Below are 17,269 nucleotides of genomic sequence, written 5' to 3'. Positions count from 1 at the left end.
TTCCTGGGGGGAGATGCCGTGAAATCAGGCACGGCGCTCCCCTGGGCCCCGTGCCCATGCCGGGTACGTCGTTTCCTGTTTGACGTCAAGCGCCGAGCGGTGGGTTCAGGGCGTTGGAATGCCTGTCAAGGTGAGGATGGCCTTCAGGTCGTCGTCCGTGAAGAAAAGGCCGCCGCCCACGAAGAAGTCGCGGCCCGCCACCAGGCGCCGCGTCGCCAGGTCCCGCTGCTGCGCGTTGAGCATGTCGTCCATGCCCGCGATCAAATAGAGGTGGTCCACGGGCTGGGCGCGCAGGCTGGCGCGCAGGCGGGGGTAGCGCAGCTCGTCGTCCGCGAAGTTGAAGGCGTCCACCTGGAACCGGAGCGCGTCGTTGAAGAAGTGCAGGTCGGCGCCCACGCCGCCGGTGGACTCGATGAGGCCCACGCGCAGGGTGGTGAAGTACCAGCGCTTGGCGAACTGCGCGCTGACCTTGAGGCTCTCCTTCGTCACCTTCCGCGTCTGCACGACGGGGTCGCCCTCGGACGGGGGGTTGGTCTGCAACACCTCCGTCGTCACGCTGCCGCGCGGGTCGTCCACCAGCTCCAGCAGGTAGTACTTGTCCGGCTTGGGGATGAGCCGCACGGAGAAGACGTTCTTCGAGTTCCCCTGCGCGGCCAGGTAGGTGCTCTGGATGCCAATCTCCGCCTGGAGGTCCGTCAGCCGCGAGGCGAAGCGCGACACGTCCTGCACCGTCTCGCGGAGCTCGCGGCCCACGGCCTCGTCGGCCAGCAGCACGCCGGCGGCGCCCTCCCCTTCCTTCACCTTGCGGGTGATCTCCTCGATGTTGCCCAGGGCGCCGTCCAGCTTCTTGAGCGTCTCCTTGAGGCTGGCGACGGACTCCTTCACGTCGCCCTCACCCGTGCCCACGATGTTCTTCACGCTGCCCAGCACCTGGCGCACGTCGCGGGTGATGAACTCGATGTTGTCGATGATGCGGGTGATCTCCGCCTGGTTCCCCTGGGTGATGCCGCGCACGTCCTGGGAGATGGCCTCGACGTTGCCGACGATGGTGTCCAGGCGGTCCGCGTTGCGCCGGACCGTGGCATCCACGGAGTCCGACAGCCGCACCAGGTTCTCCACGATGCGCTGGAGCGACCCCGCGCCGCGCTCACCGCCGAGCACCTCCCGCAGCGCCCCCGTCACCTCCTGGATGTCGGCGGTGATCTGCGACAGCGACTCGAAGACGGCCTCCATGCCCTGCGTGTCGACGACGCGGCGGATCTGCCCGCCCGTCTCCAGGCTGGGGGCGCCCTCCGTGCCGGGGTTGAGGTCCAGCAGGTAGTCACCCAGCAGCGACTCCGAGCGCTTGGTGACGACGGCGTCCTCGCGCAGGTCCACGTCGTCGCGGATCTTCAGCCAGACCTTCGCCCGGGTGCCCTCGAGCGTGATGCCGTCGATTTCGCCCACCGGGATGCCGGCGATCTGCACGCGCCCACGCACGGCGAGCCCGGACGCATCCCGGAAATAGGCCCACACCCTCGTGGATTCGCTGTCGCTCAACCCACCTTTGCGAGCGAACAGGACGAAGGTGACGAAAAAAGCCCCCGCCGCGATGACCAGCAGGCCCACACGGAAGGGCGTGACGAGCTTCTTCACCTGATGTGACTCCGAGCGCGACCGGCCGCCGCGACTCTAACGTTTTGCATCCCGAGTGCCACATTTTCCTGGGGCCTGCCGCCCTCCCGCCGCCCCGCGCCCCCGGTCAATTCTTCCCGAACCAGGTCTCCAGGAACACCTTCACCGCGGGGTGCTCCGCCTCGCGGAGCTGCTCCGGCGAGCCGTTGGCCACGATGACGCCCTTGGAGAGGAAGGCGATCTGGTCCGCCACGTTGAAGGCGGAGGAGATGTCATGGCTGATGACCACGCTGGTGACGCCCAGCTCCTTCTGGGCGGCCAGGATCATCTCGTCCACGTAATCCGTGGTGATGGGGTCCAGGCCGGTGGTGGGCTCGTCATAGAGCACCACCTTCGGATCCATGACGATGGCCCGCGCCAGGCCCACCCGCTTGCGCATGCCGCCGGACAGGTCCGCGGGGAACCGGTCCTCCACGTCCTTCTTCAGGCCCATCAGGTCCAGCCGCGCGCGGACCTTCTGGCGGATGACGTCCTCCGGATCCTTCGTGTGCTCCCGCAGCGGGAAGGCCACGTTCTCGAAGACGGTCATGGAGTCGAACAGCGCGGCGGCCTGGAACACCATGCCGAACTTGTTGCGCACGTTCTGGAGCGACTCGACGCCCATGGGGACGATGTCCTCCCCGTCGACGATGACCTGCCCCTTGTCGGGCTTGAGCAGGCCAATCATGTGCTTCATCAGCACCGTCTTGCCGGAGCCGGAGCCGCCCAGGATGACGCAGGTGCTGCCGACCGGCACGGTGAGGTTGATGCCAGTGAGCACCTTGTGGTCGCCGAACGTCTTGTGCAGGTCGACCACCTGGATCATCGGCGTGCCGGACGCCGGAGCGTTGGAGGCCGGGGGCGCCATCAGAAGAAGAGGACGCCCAGGATGAAGTCGAGGATGAAGATGGACAGCGCGCTGGCCACCATCGCCTCGGTGGTGGCCTGCCCCACGCCCTTGGCGCCGCCCGAGGCGTTGAAGCCCTTGAAGCAGCAGATGAGGGACACCGCCAGGCCGAACACGGCGCCCTTGAGCAGGCCCTGGAAGATGTCCTCCGGCGACAGCCACTGCTGCGTCCGGGAGAGGAAGGTTCCGGGGGAGATGCCCAGGCCCCCCACGGCCACCACGTAGGCCCCGCCCATGCCCATGGTGTTGAAGAGCATGGTGAGCGCCGGCACCATGAAGAGGCCGGCCAGCACCCGGGGGACCAGCAGGTACTGCACCGGGTTGACGGCCATGGTCTCCAGCGCGTCCACCTGCTCGGTGACGCGCATGGTGCCCAGCTCGGTGCACATGGCGGAGCCGGCGCGCATGGTCACCATCAGCGCGGAGAACACGGCCGCCAGCTCGCGGGTGAGCGTCAGGGCCACCGTGGGTCCCACCAGGCTCTCCGCGTCGAAGAGCTGGAAGGCGGTGGACGTCTGCAGCGCGAACACCATGCCGGTGAACGTGCCGGTGAGCGACACGATGAAGATGGACCCCACGCCCACGAAGTCCAGCTGGGCGAAGAGGTTGACCAGCCGGAAGGGGCGCCGCACGCTCCAGCGGAACACGTCCAGCCCCATGGTGATGATGCCGCCCAGGGTGCTGACGATGTCGATGAGGCCCTGGCCAAAGCGCGTGACGGCCTGGGTGAAGGGCCCGGGCTCGCGTGCCGGCTTGCTAGGGGTCTGCGTCGTCATTCGTTCAGGGCTACTCTTTATGGCGGCACGCTGGCCGGCACAAGGCCCGGAGAGGCAGGCGACGAAGACACTTCCTCCCTTGGAAGCGATGCCGTTATGTTCCGCGCCCCTTTACTCCCATGCCCGGCGTCGTCCCCTGCTGGGCAGAGAAACAGACGAACGAACATGGCAACTCATAAGGTCGGCGGCGAGGTGGATGCGCTTTGTACCCGATGCAAGCTCACCCTCGCGCACACCATCCTGGCGATGGTGGGAACGAAGATTGCTCGGGTGCGCTGCAACACGTGTGGTGGAGACCACGTCTATCGCGCGGCGCCCGGCGCGACGGATCGCCCGTCGTCCAGCACCACCCGCACCCCACGCGCGTCCTCCAGCGCGTCCTCCAAGGCGGAGAAGCTCATCATCTCCTTCGAAGAGCAGCTCGCTGGCAAGGATGTCGCCAACGCGCCCCGCTACAGCCCGAAGGACACCTACAAGGTGGAGCAGGTCATCCAGCATCCCACCTTTGGCACGGGCTTCGTCTCGGCTGTTCGCGGCGACAAGGTGGACATCACCTTCCGCGGCGACACCAAGACGCTGGTGCACGGCCGCGGCGGTGGCCCGGTGGAGAAGCCCGCCTTCAACCCGCCCAACCGGCAGGTGACCGGCCCCGCGGACAAGCCCCAGCCCGTCAGTGACAGCGCCGAGCCGGCGCCCGCGGACGGCGCCGAGCCGCCCCCCGCGTCGGAGGACTGACCGGGGCCACACAGCCATCATGGAGGGGCACGGACGATGACACTGCGCGCGCTGCCCCTCCTGATGGTCCTCGCCATGCCGGTGGCGGGGATGGCGGGTGCGCCTGACGTCACCGTGTCCTGGTCGCCCGAGCGCATCGTGCTCGGCGCCGATGCCCCGGTGACGTTGAAGGTCCAGGTCCCCGCCGGCACGGGTCCCCTCCACGCCGCGGCTTCCACGGGCACCTTCGCCTCGAAGCGCGTGGAGGGTGGCGCTGTCCGCCGCTTCGAGTGGCGCCCTCCCTCGGTGCGTTATCCGCAGGTGGCCGTGCTGCTCTTCTGGACGGACGCTCCCGCCGCTGACGCGCCGCCCCCGGTGACGGTGGTGCGGCTGCCGCTGGTGGGCCTCACGGAGCTCGATGTCGCCACGGCGGCGGGCGCGCACGTCGAGGTGGAGGTCGCGAAGCGTCGCTTCGGCCCCGTTCGGGCGAACGCCCGGGGACAGGCGCGCGTGCCCGTCGAAGTCCCTCCCGGCGTCCGACAGGCGCGGGTGCTGGCCACGCGAGGGACGCTCCGCACCGATGCAACCGTTCCGCTGGACGCTCCGCCGGACTCGCCGCTGGCCGCGGCCCTCACGCCGCCGGCCCTGGCCGCGGTGGAGGGTGGCTGGCTGTTGATGGCGGGCGAAGCGCCCCTGCGCGCCAGTGACGTCGACGTGGTGGCGGAGGGCGCGGTGGTCGCCACGGCTCCGGCGGACACGCGGCCTTCGTCAGCGGTGGTGGCCACTGCCGCTGAGGCCCTCCGGGCAACGGGGGCTCCGGCTGGAGACGCCCCTCGCTCGGCAGACGTCGGAGCCAAGGCCCAGGACGTGCTGCGCGTTCGCGTCATTCCCGCTCCCGGCGCCCAGCGGGTGAAGGTGCGCGTCCGTCGCATGGACCGGGCGCACGCGGCACACACCGAGGCCGACGTCACCGTGCTGTCCACGTCCGTCACCGCGCGCGCCTCCGAGGCGGTCGACACCTGGCGCAGCTCGTTCTTCCTGCTCGCGGGGGGCGTGTTCGCGAGCGGCGCCAACTCCGGTCCGTCGGGCGGCGTGGGCGTGTCGGTCCTCACGCCTTGGTGGCGTCACCGGCTCGCGGCCGAGCTGGAAATCGGCGCCCGCACCGCCATGGACGGTGGTCCGGTGGATGCGCGCGGGATGGTCCGCTCGCAGGTGCTGGCTTTGCCCCTGCTGCTCTCCGTTCGCGCGGAGTTCCTCCGCCGCGGCGCGTTCTCCGTCCACGGGCGAGCAGGCGCCGGGCCCGTCCCCTTCTTCCACCACGCCCTCTCCAGCGACTTGCAGGGCGAGGTGAAGGAGAGCAGCGTCGCTGGCATGGGCTTCGTCTCGCTTCAAGCAGCCCACCGCTTCGGCCGCTGGAGCGCTCTGGCGGAAGCGCGAGGCGCCTGGGCCCCCATGCGCACACCCTGGCTGGACACTCAGCTTGGCGGACTGGCCATGTACCTGGGCATGAGGTTCGAGCCGTGAGCCGGGCTCGCGCCGTGCTCCCCGAGCCCCCCGGGCCGTGGGGACCAACACCCAGGCAGCGTGCGAGGAGCGTGTTTCAGTAAGGGGCAAGGGGCCGGGTAAATCCGCCCTGGCCGCGCGGATTCGGGCCAGCAGCGGCCTCAAGTTCCGGAGCAGGAACGGACCAGAAGGCGCAGTCCCGAACCGTGTCTCCGCTCCCGGTTTCGGGCCAGATTCCCGTCCCCTTCGCATTCCTCTCCAGGAGTCTCCATACCCATGAGCATGACCCAGGCCAACTCCCACCACGGGCTCGACGCCCTGCTGACGCCCCAGAACAGCGTGCTGGTGCTGATCGACCATCAGCCCTACCAGTTCGCCAACCTGCACAGTCACGAGCCGACGATGGTGATCAACAACGTCGTCGGACTGGCCAAGGCGGCCAAGGTCTACAACGTGCCGACCATCCTCACCACGGTCATCGAGGAGCGCGGCGGCTACCTGATCAAGAGCTTGCAGGACGTGTTCCCCGAGCAGAAGCCCATCGACCGCACCTTCATCAACACCTGGGAGGACCGCCGCGTGGTGGACGCGGTGAAGAAGACGGACCGGAAGAAGTTGGTGATCGCCGCGCTGTGGACGGAGATCTGCCTGGCCATGCCCGCCATCCAGGCGGCGGGTGAGGGCTTCGACGTCTACGCCGTCACCGACGCCTCGGGTGGCGTCAGCCGCGAGGCGCATGACATGGCGGTGCGCCGCATGCAGATGGCGGGCGTGACGCCCATCACCTGGATGGCGGTGGTCGCCGAATGGCAGCGCGACTGGGCCCGCGAGGAGAGCGCCGCAGGGCTTGCTGGCGTGCTGGCCGAGCACGGCGGCGGCAGCGCCGTGGCCTTCGCCTGGGAACTCCAGCTGTTGGCAGGCCGGCCCGGCTCGGGCGTCTGAACGCGGCCCTCCCCGGCAGGAGGGATCGAAACGGTCGGTTGCTGGGCAGACAGCAGGTTCCCCTCGGAGCGTGCTCAGTATCGGAGCCACACCCGGCAGGGGAATGACGGACTTCCCGACTGCTGGCATCGTTCTCCTGAGTCCGCTGTCGTCAGGGGGCTCGGGAGAACGATGCCTTGGAGACGCGCGCTGAACGGCTGAGCCCCCTGCCATTGAACGTGGTGGGCATTTCCGTTACCCGGCGGAAGTGGAATGGTGTCTGCGTGGATGTGAATGAGATCCGCTGTTCGGGTCGGGCCGAGCATCCGCTGTGCCTGGAGGGCCAGACACGCCTGAGCGCGCTGTTGGAGGAAGTCGGGTCGCCCTGCGAGCCCCGCCTGCGCGAAGGCCGGCCCTGCGCCATCGGGTACGTCCCACGGCAGCTGAACCTCATGCCCGCCGGCATGCCGCTGTGGGGCTACGGCGCCGACTCGCGACTGGTGCGCGATGCCGTGCTCACGTTCGACCTGAAGGACCTGGGTGAGCGCCTGGGCCGATCGCTGGCCCCCGCCGGATTGGACGCGCCGAGACTGCGCTTCGCCGATGACCGGCTCTGGACGCTGATGCGCTTGCTCGCCGAGGCGGTGGATGACGACGACCCCGCCGCGCAGCTCTACGGCGACGGACTGATCGCCGCCATCTTCGCCATGCTGGGCTCGCGCCGTGGGGAGCGCCCCTCGACGCGCAAGGGGCTGGCGCCGTGGCAGCTGCGGCGGGTGCTCGACTACCTGGAGTCGCGCCTGCCCGAGCGGGTCGAATTGGCGGAGCTGGCGGCGCTGGTGGACCTGTCACAGGCGCACTTCAGCCGCGCCTTCAAGGCCTCCACTGGCGTGGCTCCCTATCAATGGCAGCTGCGGGCCCGCCTCCAGCGCGCACAGGCGATGATGCTGACCACGTCCGTGGCGCTGGAGCGCGTCGCCGAAGCGACGGGTTTCGCCGACGCGGTGCACTTCGGCAAGGCCTTCCGGCGGGCCCACGGCACCACCCCCGCGAGGTGGCGCCAGGACCGGAAACGCTAGGAGCGTTTTGGAGCAACGGGAAGAACCTACTTGAGGCGAAGCCCCTCTTCGGCCCAATCAAACAGGCGCGAGGCTTCTGGCAACGGCTGCTGCGGAGGATGGAGAAGGCGCGTGGGGAGTGGGCGCTCATCTGCCCCCTTGCCCCTTGCTGAAACACGCTCGTAGTTCGTGCTGAGCACGTCCTGCGAAGCCGCGGCCAAGGCACGTCCAACGGCGTCAAGGCGCCGTGACGGTTGTCCGCAGCAGCTCGCGAGCTCGCGCCATGTCCTCGGGCACGGGCGCCTCCACTGCGCGCGCTTCGACACCCGCCAGCGCGGGCCACTCCACCCGCGCGGCATGAAGCGGCGTGCGCGCGAGCACCACCGTGTCCCCTGCCCCGCCCAGCTCCTGCTCCGTCAGCGGCGCCTCGCGGCCGTACTGGTGGTCCACGAGCAGCGGGTGCCCCAGGGACAGCAGGTGCACGCGAATCTGGTGCGTCCGCCCCGTGAGCGGCTCGGCCTCCACCAGGGATGCGCGCTCGAAGGTCTCCACGGGCCGCACGCGGGTGCGCGAGGCCTTGGCTTCCGTGTCCCCCGGCCGAGCCACGCGCATGCGCCCCTTCCTGCCGGCCACCAGGGGCGCATCCACCATTCGCGGCGCTTCGACCCGGCCCTCCACCAGCGCCACGTAGCGCTTGCGCACCTTCCCCGCCTCGAAGGCTCCCGACAGGGCCCGGTGCACCGCGGCGTCCAGGGCGAACACCAGGGCCCCCGAGGTGTCCCGATCCAACCGGTGCACCACGAAGACCTTCTGGCGCCGCTGCGTCTCCAGCAGCTCCCGGAGCGAGGGGCCGCCTTCGCGCCCGGGAATGACGAGCATCCCGGGCGGCTTGTCCACCACGAGCACGCCGCCGCCCTCGAAGAGGATGCGGACGTCCGTCACTCGTACTCCGCCGCCGGCACCACGGTGATGGGGCCCAGGCCCTTGAGCTGCTTCTTCACGACGTTCGCCTTGCCCAGCACCACCACCGCGGGCGCCTGCGCGAAGCAGTACTTCCTCGCGGCGGCCACGACTTGCTTCGGCGTCACCGCGCGCAGCCGGTCCCGGAACTTCTCCACCCAGTCATCTCCCAGCCCGTGCAGCCGGGCCTCGGCGATGCTTCCGGCAATGGACTCGTTCGTCTCCGTGCGCAGCGGGTACAGGCCGGCGAGGTAGGACTGGGCATCCGCCAGCTCGCGGGGCTTGAGCCCCTTCTCCCGGACACCGCCAATCTCCGCCAGCGCCACGTCGATGATTTCGCGCGTGGACTCCGTCTTGGTGAAGGTGGACAGCGCGAAGACGCCCGCCGCGTTCATCGAGTCGAACCACGAGCTGACGCCGTAGGTGAGGCCGCGGTTGACGCGAATCTCGTTCATCAGCCGCGAGGTGAACCCTCCTCCCAGGGCGATGTTCATCGCCGTGGCCGGGAAGTAGTCCTCGTGCCCCATGCGCATGCCGAGCCCGCCCAGCCGCACCTGCGACTGCGTCTGGTCCGGCTTGTCCACGAGGATGACCCGCCCACCCAGGGCGATGCGCTCCGGCGCGGGGATGGCCACGGGCGCGTCCGGCCCTCCCGTCCAATCCGCGAAGGCCTCCTCGGCCGCGGCCGCCACGCGCCGCGGATCCATCGCGCCCACCACGATGAGCATGGACACCTTGGGTCCGATGCGCTCTTCGTGGAAGCGCACGACGTCATCGCGCGTGAAGGTCTTCACGGTCTTCGACGAACCGCCCACGTCGTGGCCGTAGGGGTGGTCCCCCCAGAGCGCGCGGACCATGGCCCGGTCGGCGATGATGGACGGGTCGTCCAGATCGTTGGCGAACTGCGCCAGCTCGCGCTCGCGCGCATCGTCCACTTCGGACTGCGGGAACGTGGGCTCGCGCACCAACTGGCCCAGGATGTCGAGCATCTGCACGAAGTGCTCGGACGGCGTGGTGAGGGCCACCGACAGCGTGTCTTCACCCACGCCCACGCCCAGGCTGGCGCCGACGAACTCCACCGCTTCGTCAATGGCCTGCGCGTTCATGCGGCGGGTGCCCCGGCGCAGCAGCCGGGCGGTGAAGTCCGCCAGGCCGTGCTTGCCGTCCGGGTCGGTGGCGCTGCCCGCGCGAATCACCAGCCGCACGGACACCATGGGCAGGGGCCCACGCTCGGCGGCGATGACCTTCAGGCCGCTGGACGTAGTGCTTTCGTGCAGCGTGGGCAGCGTGAGGGCGCTCGACGTGGCGCGAGGCGCGCCGCGCTTCGGCGCGGCCTTGCGCGTGGACGAAGCCTTTCGGGCGGCGGGGGCCTTGCGGCCGGCGGGCCTGACCGGACGTGCGGGGGACTTTCGGGAGGGGCTCTTGCGAGAGGCCATGGTGTCAGGGCTTTCCTTGTAGGGGCCGGGCTCAGGCTTCCGTGGGCGCGGGAACCAGCGTCACCACGGAGCGGCGCTCGGGCGCGAAGTACTTCGCGGCCACGGCCTTGACCTGGTCATTGGTGATGGAGGCGTAGGTGGAGGGCAGCGTCAGCAAGCGGCGCCAGTCGCCGAGCAGCGCCTCATAGTGGCCCAGGGCATGCGCCCGGCCGCTGTTCGTGGCCAGCTCGCGCAGGTGGTCCGAGCGCAGGTTGTTCTGCGCCTTCTGCAGCTCGCGCTCGGAGATGCCCTCGCGCGCGACCTTCTCCAGCTCCGCGTACAGCGCGGCCTCCACCTGCTTCGGGTCGGAGTCCGGCTTCAGGGCCAGGTAGAAGAGGATGGTGCCCGGATCGATGCGCCAGCTCCAGTCGAGCATCAGCGACACGGCCAGCTTCTGCTCGTACACCAGCGAGCGGATCAGCCGGCTCCCCTCGCCCTTCGTCAGCACGTACTGGATGACGTCCAGCACGAAGGTGTCATCATCGCTCGCGGCCGGCCCCCGGAAGCCCAGCATCAGCGCGGGGGACTGCGCGGGGTGGCGGACCTCCGCGCGGCGCTCGCCCTTCTGCGCTGGCTCGGAGTTGAGCACCGCCGCGGGCGCGGGGCCCTTGGGGATGTTCCCGTAGTACTTGCGCACCAGCGCCAGCGTCTTCTTCGGGTCGATGGCCCCGACGATGTAGAGCACCGCGTTGTTGGGCGCGTAGTAGGTGCGGAAGTAGTCCTGGCAGTCCTCGCGGCGGATGGCCTCGATGTCCGCCATCCACCCGATGACAGGCCAGCGGTACGGATGCGCCTTGTAGACGAGCGTGCCCAGCTCCTCGTCCATGAGGCCGAAGATGTCGTTGTCCACGCGGACGCGGCGCTCTTCCTTCACGACCTCTCGCTCGCTGGTGAGCGTCTCCTGGGAGATGCGCAGCGAGCGCATCCGGTCCGACTCCAGGTCCAGCACCGTCTCCAGCGCGTCGGCGGAGAAGTCGTCGTAGTACACCGTCAAGTCCGTGGACGTGTACGCGTTGGAGCGGCCGCCGTTGGACTCCAGCGTCTTGTCGAACATCTTGGGGCCGTACTTCTTCGCCCCGTTGAACATCATGTGCTCGAACAGGTGGCTGATGCCGGTGATGCCGGGCCGCTCGTTGCGGCTGCCGACCTGGAACACGGTGTAGAGGCTGACAACGGGAGCCTGGTGGTTGGCGAGCAGCCGCACCTGGAGGCCGTTGGGAAGCGTGGCCTCGTGGACGTCGAACAGGGACTCGAGTGCGGGGTCCGCCACGCGAGTGGGTACTTTGCTCGGGGAAGCCTTGGGCATAGGGCCCCGAACCTAACCAGAGCGTGGCTATAGATCCACGACACCCGCACGCAAGGCCATCACCACGGCCTCTACATGAGAGTTGACGCCCATCTTCCGGTAGATATGCGACAGGTGCGTGCGCACCGTCCGCCGCTCCAGCGTCATCACGTGCCCCACCTCGGCGTTGGACAAGCCCTTGGCCACGTAGCCCAGCACCTCGAACTCCAGCGGCGTGAGCGCCCAGGGGTTCTCAGGCTTCTTGTCCTCCTGGGTGGACTTCGCCTGGACGGACTGGAAGTAGTTCCAGAAGCGCCTGGCGATGATGGGCTCCAGGACCGTCCCGCCCTCCATCACCTCCTGGATGCCGGAGCGGATCTTCTCCGGCCCCACCCGCTTGACCAGGTAGCCGGAGGCCCCGGCCTGGATGGCTTCGTAGACCTTCGTCTCGTCGTCAAAGGACGTGAGGATGAGGATCTCCACCTCCGGGGCGCGGCGCTTCACCCGCTGGGTCACCTGGATGCCGTTGATGCCGGGCAGCTCCAGGTCCAGGAGGACGAGCTGGGGGCGGAGCTGGACGATGTCCTCCACCGCGGCCTCCCCTTCCTGGGAGGTGCCCACCACCTCCAGCTCGGGAAAGGTGGCCAGCACCTTCACCAGGTTCTTGAGGAGCTGGGGTTGATCCTCGACGACGAAGATGCGGGTCGGGTCCATGGTCACCGCCTCGGAGACGTGAACGAGTCCACCAGCACCTTCAGGTGCTGGCCGCGCTTGAGGCGCAGGTCCAGCTCCTTGGGCTCTCCGGTGGCGACGGACACCAGCTTGATGCGCCGGGTGCCCACCTTGATGGGATATCGGTGGAGGGGCGTACGACGGCTCAGCCGCGCGCCGTCGATGTAGACGGCCGCCGGCACGTTGGTGGTGATGGTGACATACGCGCGCTGAGACTTCGGGGGCGGCCTCGGCTCGGGGGGCGCGTCCTCCTCGTCCTCCCTCGGCGCGGCGGCTGGAGCGGGCGGCGGACGCGCCAGAACGGGCGCCGGCGGCGCGATGGGCATGGCGGGCTGAGGGCCCACGGGTGCGGCCTCTGCCTCCGCCTCCCGCGGGGCATCCTCCGGGGCGGAGGCGGCATCACCACCGAGCTGCCACGCGGCCACCAGGAAGGTGACCAACCCCACCCCGGCGATGGCCGCCGCGATGCCCAACCGGCGTCCATACCGGTGCTGGGCCACGGACAACCGCTGCTCCGCGCTCATCAGGCGCCGGTGCACGTCGGACGTCGAAGACAGCGCCGGATCGGACGGCGGCATCGCGATGTCGTCACGCACGCGCGCCGAGCCCGGCTGCACCGCGGGCAGCACGTCCGGAATCGTCTTGGGCCCCTTCGCCTCCGCGGGCGCGCGGCGGATACGCGCGCCGCGGCGTCCTGGCGCGGAGACGGAGACCGAGCCCTCGTCATCCGCGGCCGGTTCGGGCGAGGAGAAGTCCTCCACGACCTTGAGGCGCGGGTTGCGCCCGATGCGGGTGTGGCCACTTGCGCCCCCCACCGGCGACTGCTGGCGCCGAGGCTTCGGCGGGGCGGCGCCCGGCGGCGCGTCCCACCCCTGCTCCAGCGGTCCGGCGGGAGCGGGCCCGGTGTCATCCTCCCCCAGCGCGGAGGTGGAGTCGGCGGCGGGGGCACGCGAAGGCGCCCGTACCCGCGTGGCCACGTCCGCCACGTCCCGCTCGTACAGCTCCGGGCGGTATTCCTCGAACGCGGGCTCGGAGGCCTGCTGCGTCTCCGCGCTGGCCTCGTCCTCGGTCAGCGCGCGGCTGTACGGGGCCCGCTGGACCACGGACTTCTCGAGCTCCTCCGCGCGCAGGTCGTCCATCTCCGCGCCAAAGATGGGCTCCAGCGTGAAGGGCTCCTTGAACGGCGGAGGCCCCGCGCTGACGTGGCTCATCTCGTTGGGGAACAGCTCCCGCACGAAGCGGCGCACGTCGTCTGCCGAGGGCATGCCGCCGCTGGCCGCGAGCTGATTGCGGAGGGCCATGGCGAACTCGCCGCAGGAGCGGAAGCGGCGCTGCGGCGTGGGCTCCAGCGCGCGGAGGATGAGGGGGTCCAGCCGTGAATTGATGCGACGGTCCACGCGGCTGGGCGGCGGCAACGCCTCGCTGCGCCGCGTGGACACTCCGCCGCTGCCGGGTACCACGGGCTCACGCTGGGTGAGCAGCTCGTAGGCGATGGCGCCCAGCGAGTAGATGTCCGACTGCGCGGAGTGCGGATCGCCCCGCGTGACCTCCGGCGCGCGGTACGTCCCGCGGCCCCGGTGGCCGAACGACTTGCGCAGCTGGGGCACGGCCATGAGGGCGCGCAGCGCGCCGAAGTCGCACACCGCGGGCAGGCCGTCATGCGACAGCACCACGTTGCCCGGGGTGATGGCGCCGTGCACCACGCCCGCCTGGTGTGCCTGGTCCAGGGCCTCCAGGAGCTGGATGATGATGTGCAGCGCCACGGTGGGCGGCAGCACCACGTCCTTGGAGTGCAGGCGCTGGAGCGCGGTGCCCAGGGTGAAGCCGTCCACGTCCTGGCGGACCACGGCCAGGCGCTGGCGGATGACGCCCAGGTCCACGACGTGGAGGATGCCCGGGTGCCGCACCGGCTGGAGCAGCCGCGTCGTCTCAGCCAGGTCATGGGCGTAGGCCGGGTCCGACGTCCTGGGGTGGAAGAGCTTCACCACCACGGGGATGCCGGGGATCTCGATGCCCTGATACAGCTCGGCCAGCTCCCCGCCTTCCACCTTGCCCGTCAGCCGGTACGTGGCGGTCATCGCTTCTTTCGCGCCGGACGTCGCCGCGTGACGGCGGAAAAGACGAAGCCACACCACACGCACGACTCACCACGGCGGCCACGCGGCAGCTCCAGCGTGCACCCCGGGCAGCGAGGACGGGCTCGGACCGGGCGCTCGGCCGCACGCTGGGCCGCCCGGCGCGCGGCGGGCTCGGTGGCAGGGTTGGTGACGGGCTCGGTGACGGCGACCTTCAGACGCAACCGGGCCTCCAGCCGTCGAACCCGGTCTTCGAGCGCGGCGATCCGGGCGGACAGGCGAGCTTGAACCGCCTCGGGGGCCTCCGAGGGCTGTCGTCGGGTGGGCGAGCGCATCGCAGAACCCGGAGCGTGCCACGCCGGCTCCAAACCCCGCAAGGTAAGAGCCGGGCCAGCCACACGCGTGTTATGTGTCTGAGTCCCTTGGCACCATCACTTTCCCCGTTCCGTCCCATCCCGGGTGGGCCCGCGCCGGACCCGCTTCACGGGAGCTTCCGCTCTCCCCTCAACCGAGCCCGCGCCGAGGACGCCGCGCAGCGGGCCGGTGGGCTGCTCGCCGACGAGGAGCTCACGCGGCTGCTCACCTCGCCCCGCGAGCGCCGGGAGGTGGTGCAGCGGGCGCGGGACATCTTCGTCAACCGCAACCTGCGCATGGCCAGTGTCGAGCTGTTCGGCTTCGACATGGATTACACGTTGGCCATCTATCACATGCGCCGGTTGGAGCAGCTGTCGTTCGACATGACGCTGGCGAAGCTGGTGAGCGAGTACGGCTATCCTCCGGTGGTGGGCGGGCTGCTGTACGACCACCACTTCGTGATGCGCGGGCTGGCGGTGGACCGCGTGAACGGCAACATCCTCAAGATGGACCGCTTCGGCCACGTGGGCCGCGCGTACCACGGGCTGCGACCGCTGAAGCGGGAAGTCTCTCGGGAGCTGTACCGCAACAAGCGCGTGCGGCTGCGCAACCCGCAGTTCGCGTGGAACGACACGTTGTTCGCGTTGCCGGAGACGTGCCTCTTCGCGGGCATCATCGAGCTGCTGGAGTCGCTGGGACACACGGTCCAGTACGGCAAGCTGTACGACGACATCCGTGAGGCCATCGACACGGTGCACCGGGACAACTCGCTCAAGCGCGAGGTGCGCAAGGACCTGGCGCGCTACGTGTTCCTGGACCCGGAGCTGGGGCCGGCGTTGCACAAGCTGCGCTCGGGTGGGAAGCGGCTGTTCCTGCTGACGAACTCCGCGTGGGACTACACGGACGCGGTGATGAAGTACCTCCTGGACGGGCAGCTCGCGGAGTACCCGAGCTGGAGGAACTACTTCGACGTGGTGGTGACGGCGGCGGGCAAGCCGGGCTTCTTCACGGACGCCCGCCCCTTCCTGGAGCTGGACGCCTCCACGGAGGAAGGCCGCGTGGTGGGCGAGGCCACGTCGCTGGAGCGCGGCAAGGTGTACTCGGGCGGCAACCTGGCGCGCTTCGAGGAGCTGACGGGCTACCGGGGCGAGAACATCCTGTACGTGGGCGACCACATCTACGGCGACATCCTGAAGTCGAAGAAGTCGTCGCTGTGGCGCACGTGCATGGTGGTCCAGGAGATTGAAGACGAAATCACGTACACGGCGACGCGGCAGGAGGAGATTGGAACGCTGTCGCAGGTGGAGGTGCTGCGTGAGCGCCTGGACGACGAGGTGAACCACCACAAGACGCTGCTCAACCTCCTGGAGCGGCGGCTGGAGCGCGAACAGCTGGCGCCGGACGAGCGGCTGGGCGTGGAGGAGCTCCGCAAGCAGACGAAGGCGGAGCTGGACCGGATGCGGCGGGCCTTGAAGGAGGCCAACGAGGTCGCGGACACGCTCGAGCAGGACGTTGAGGAGGGCTTCAACCCGTACTGGGGGCTGCTCTTCAAGGAAGGCAACGAGAACAGCCGCTTTGGCTACCAGGTGGAGCAGTACGCCTGTCTGTACACGAGCCGGGTGTCGAACTTCCTGCACCATTCACCCATGCAGTATTACCGCTCACCGCGGGACAAGATGGCCCACGAGCAGGCCGGCGCCCTGTCCTCCCGGCTGTCCCCCATGGGCAGCGAAGGCCCCCCGAAGGGCGCCGGGAACGAGGAGGCCTCAGGTGACGTGTCAGACCCTCCCGTAGGATGGGAACCTGTCGGGTAGCCATCCCTGGAGGTTGGATGTTACCTTGAGGACTTCACGGGTTCCATCCAAGGAGAGGCGTGGGCATGGGCAAGGGCAGGAATCGGAAACCAGCGACCTACGAGGACATCGAGCAGCTTCCGGTCGGCTGGGTCGGAGAAATCGTCGACGACGCGCTGTATGCCTCGCCCAGGCCCGCCTATGGGCACCTGCGCGCGTCCGGCCGGCTGACGAGCCTCCTCGCGCATCCCTTCGAGTTCTCACGTGAGGGGCCTGGTAGCTGGTGGTTCCTGGTTGAACCCGAACTCCACTTCGAGCGCGATGTGGTGGTGCCCGACGTGGCCGGGTGGCGCCGCGAGCGGCTGCCAGAGCCCCCAGACCCCGAGCTGCCCTGGTTCAGCACCGCGCCAGATTGGCTGTGCGAAGTCTTGTCCCCCTCCACGCGGAGCCTGGACCGGGTCCGGAAGGTGCCGCTGTACTTCCGCCAAGGCGTGGCGAACGTGTGGCTCATCGACCCCGTGCGCCAGTCGTTGGAGGTCTACCGGCGCGGGGCCACGAGCTGGGTCCGGAGCCAGTTGTTCACGGGGAGCGTCACCGTGAGCGCGGAGCCGTTCGAGGCCCTCTCCCTGGACCTGGGCATGCTGTGGACGCCACGAATGGGCGGCGTCGTGCAGCCGTGACAACGACCCTCACGGCGCGGCGGAGGGCCCCACGCGGCCCCAGATGACGTCGGTGAAGCGCGAGCCGGGTTCGTCCTCCAGGCCCAGCTTGCGAAGGTCGTCCGTGTACTTCGCGCCCTTCACCACCACCCACCGCCGCGCCACGCGCCGGGCTTCGGCCAGCGTCTCGTGCGTCAGCGGCGCGTGCTCCGCGAAGCGGCGCAGCATGTCGAACGCCGGCTGCGACTTGCGCGGCTTCGCGAACATCGGGTCGAAGAAGACGACGTCGAACGCGCGCGACGGCAACGTCTTCAGGTGTTCGCGCGCGTCCGCGTGCAGCACTTCAATGGGCCCGGAGTCCTCGCCCAGCGCGTAGCGCCGCAGCCCCTCCCCCGCCACCGCCC

The 17,269-nt window shown here is 69.5% G+C and carries 16 protein-coding genes; 6 read left to right on the top strand and 10 right to left on the bottom strand.

Annotated elements, in window-relative coordinates; all coding sequences use genetic code 11:
* Positions 1 to 105: 105 nt before the first annotated feature.
* The 3 genes from HV826_RS31830 to HV826_RS31820 all read right to left on the bottom strand — a co-directional run bounded on the left by HV826_RS31830 (position 106) and on the right by HV826_RS31820 (position 3,336).
* Positions 106 to 1,635, bottom strand: a complete 1,530-nt coding sequence (locus HV826_RS31830; protein WP_176420825.1) for an MlaD family protein — start codon at positions 1,633 to 1,635, stop codon at positions 106 to 108.
* 106 nt (positions 1,636 to 1,741) lie between these two features.
* Positions 1,742 to 2,479, bottom strand: a complete 738-nt coding sequence (locus HV826_RS31825; protein WP_176411767.1) for an ABC transporter ATP-binding protein — start codon at positions 2,477 to 2,479, stop codon at positions 1,742 to 1,744.
* 41 nt (positions 2,480 to 2,520) lie between these two features.
* Positions 2,521 to 3,336: an ABC transporter permease gene (locus HV826_RS31820; RefSeq protein ID WP_176420824.1), complete on the bottom strand. Its 816-nt coding sequence runs from the start codon at positions 3,334 to 3,336 to the stop codon at positions 2,521 to 2,523.
* A 30-nt stretch (positions 3,337 to 3,366) separates the two neighbouring features.
* Between HV826_RS31820 and HV826_RS31815 the strand changes: the two genes are divergently transcribed.
* The 4 genes from HV826_RS31815 (at position 3,367) to HV826_RS31800 (ending at position 7,553) form a co-directional block, all read left to right on the top strand.
* Positions 3,367 to 4,071, top strand: coding sequence for a hypothetical protein (locus tag HV826_RS31815; protein ID WP_176420835.1), 705 nt, complete (start codon positions 3,367 to 3,369; stop codon positions 4,069 to 4,071).
* A 36-nt stretch (positions 4,072 to 4,107) separates the two neighbouring features.
* Positions 4,108 to 5,574: a hypothetical protein gene (locus tag HV826_RS31810; protein ID WP_176420823.1), complete on the top strand. Its 1,467-nt coding sequence runs from the start codon at positions 4,108 to 4,110 to the stop codon at positions 5,572 to 5,574.
* 255 nt (positions 5,575 to 5,829) lie between these two features.
* The gene (locus tag HV826_RS31805; protein ID WP_176420822.1) at positions 5,830 to 6,495 is read left to right on the top strand and encodes a hydrolase; all 666 of its coding nucleotides are present in this window, start codon (positions 5,830 to 5,832) and stop codon (positions 6,493 to 6,495) included.
* Positions 6,496 to 6,758: 263 nt separating this feature from the next.
* Positions 6,759 to 7,553 carry a helix-turn-helix domain-containing protein gene (locus tag HV826_RS31800; protein ID WP_368671038.1) on the top strand — a complete coding sequence of 265 codons (795 nt, stop codon included), beginning with the start codon at positions 6,759 to 6,761 and terminating at the stop codon, positions 7,551 to 7,553.
* Between the two features lie 216 nt (positions 7,554 to 7,769).
* On the opposite strand, the gene HV826_RS31795 is transcribed toward HV826_RS31800, so the two are convergent.
* The 6 genes from HV826_RS31795 to HV826_RS31770 are packed head-to-tail and all read right to left on the bottom strand — an operon-like array spanning position 7,770 to position 14,394.
* Positions 7,770 to 8,474 carry an RNA pseudouridine synthase gene (locus HV826_RS31795; RefSeq protein ID WP_176420820.1) on the bottom strand — a complete coding sequence of 235 codons (705 nt, stop codon included), beginning with the start codon at positions 8,472 to 8,474 and terminating at the stop codon, positions 7,770 to 7,772.
* Positions 8,471 to 9,928: a pitrilysin family protein gene (locus HV826_RS31790; RefSeq protein WP_176420819.1), complete on the bottom strand. Its 1,458-nt coding sequence runs from the start codon at positions 9,926 to 9,928 to the stop codon at positions 8,471 to 8,473. The genes HV826_RS31795 and HV826_RS31790 overlap by 4 nt, the downstream gene beginning before the upstream one ends.
* A 31-nt stretch (positions 9,929 to 9,959) precedes the next feature.
* Complete coding sequence (locus tag HV826_RS31785) at positions 9,960 to 11,273, bottom strand: pitrilysin family protein (RefSeq protein ID WP_176420818.1); 1,314 nt, start codon at positions 11,271 to 11,273, stop codon at positions 9,960 to 9,962.
* A 27-nt stretch (positions 11,274 to 11,300) separates the two neighbouring features.
* Positions 11,301 to 11,966: a response regulator transcription factor gene (locus tag HV826_RS31780; protein ID WP_176420817.1), complete on the bottom strand. Its 666-nt coding sequence runs from the start codon at positions 11,964 to 11,966 to the stop codon at positions 11,301 to 11,303.
* A 2-nt stretch (positions 11,967 to 11,968) separates the two neighbouring features.
* Positions 11,969 to 14,062: a serine/threonine-protein kinase gene (locus HV826_RS31775; protein WP_217917602.1), complete on the bottom strand. Its 2,094-nt coding sequence runs from the start codon at positions 14,060 to 14,062 to the stop codon at positions 11,969 to 11,971.
* The gene (locus HV826_RS31770) at positions 14,059 to 14,394 is read right to left on the bottom strand and encodes a hypothetical protein (protein ID WP_176420815.1); all 336 of its coding nucleotides are present in this window, start codon (positions 14,392 to 14,394) and stop codon (positions 14,059 to 14,061) included. The genes HV826_RS31775 and HV826_RS31770 overlap by 4 nt, the downstream gene beginning before the upstream one ends.
* A 72-nt stretch (positions 14,395 to 14,466) precedes the next feature.
* Between HV826_RS31770 and HV826_RS31765 the strand changes: the two genes are divergently transcribed.
* Both HV826_RS31765 and HV826_RS31760 read left to right on the top strand, forming a co-directional pair.
* Positions 14,467 to 16,227: an HAD-IG family 5'-nucleotidase gene (locus HV826_RS31765; RefSeq protein WP_176420814.1), complete on the top strand. Its 1,761-nt coding sequence runs from the start codon at positions 14,467 to 14,469 to the stop codon at positions 16,225 to 16,227.
* 65 nt (positions 16,228 to 16,292) lie between these two features.
* On the top strand, positions 16,293 to 16,886 hold the full coding sequence (locus HV826_RS31760) for a Uma2 family endonuclease (RefSeq protein WP_176420813.1): 594 nt from the start codon (positions 16,293 to 16,295) through the stop codon (positions 16,884 to 16,886).
* A gap of 9 nt (positions 16,887 to 16,895) precedes the next feature.
* Here the strand turns inward: HV826_RS31760 and HV826_RS31755 are convergent.
* Positions 16,896 to 17,269, bottom strand: a 374-nt coding sequence (locus HV826_RS31755) for a class I SAM-dependent methyltransferase (protein WP_176420812.1), incomplete at its 5' end; no start/stop codon positions are given.

The organism is Myxococcus sp. AM010 (genome assembly GCF_013372585.1).
Classification (GTDB): Bacteria; Myxococcota; Myxococcia; order Myxococcales; family Myxococcaceae; genus Myxococcus; species Myxococcus vastator.
Note: the sequence above shows the minus strand (reverse complement) of the source record. Positions and strands in the feature narration are given on the sequence as shown.

Coding starts and splice junctions, on each gene's coding strand:
- HV826_RS31825 (WP_176411767.1), bottom strand. CDS start 2,479: ATGATCCAGGTGGTCGACCTGCACAAGACGTTCGGCGACCACAAGGTG.
- HV826_RS31820 (WP_176420824.1), bottom strand. CDS start 3,336: ATGACGACGCAGACCCCTAGCAAGCCGGCACGCGAGCCCGGGCCCTTC.
- HV826_RS31810 (WP_176420823.1), top strand. CDS start 4,108: ATGACACTGCGCGCGCTGCCCCTCCTGATGGTCCTCGCCATGCCGGTG.
- HV826_RS31805 (WP_176420822.1), top strand. CDS start 5,830: ATGAGCATGACCCAGGCCAACTCCCACCACGGGCTCGACGCCCTGCTG.
- HV826_RS31790 (WP_176420819.1), bottom strand. CDS start 9,928: ATGGCCTCTCGCAAGAGCCCCTCCCGAAAGTCCCCCGCACGTCCGGTC.
- HV826_RS31785 (WP_176420818.1), bottom strand. CDS start 11,273: ATGCCCAAGGCTTCCCCGAGCAAAGTACCCACTCGCGTGGCGGACCCC.
- HV826_RS31780 (WP_176420817.1), bottom strand. CDS start 11,966: ATGGACCCGACCCGCATCTTCGTCGTCGAGGATCAACCCCAGCTCCTC.
- HV826_RS31775 (WP_217917602.1), bottom strand. CDS start 14,062: ATGACCGCCACGTACCGGCTGACGGGCAAGGTGGAAGGCGGGGAGCTG.
- HV826_RS31770 (WP_176420815.1), bottom strand. CDS start 14,394: ATGCGCTCGCCCACCCGACGACAGCCCTCGGAGGCCCCCGAGGCGGTT.
- HV826_RS31765 (WP_176420814.1), top strand. CDS start 14,467: ATGTGTCTGAGTCCCTTGGCACCATCACTTTCCCCGTTCCGTCCCATC.
- HV826_RS31760 (WP_176420813.1), top strand. CDS start 16,293: ATGGGCAAGGGCAGGAATCGGAAACCAGCGACCTACGAGGACATCGAG.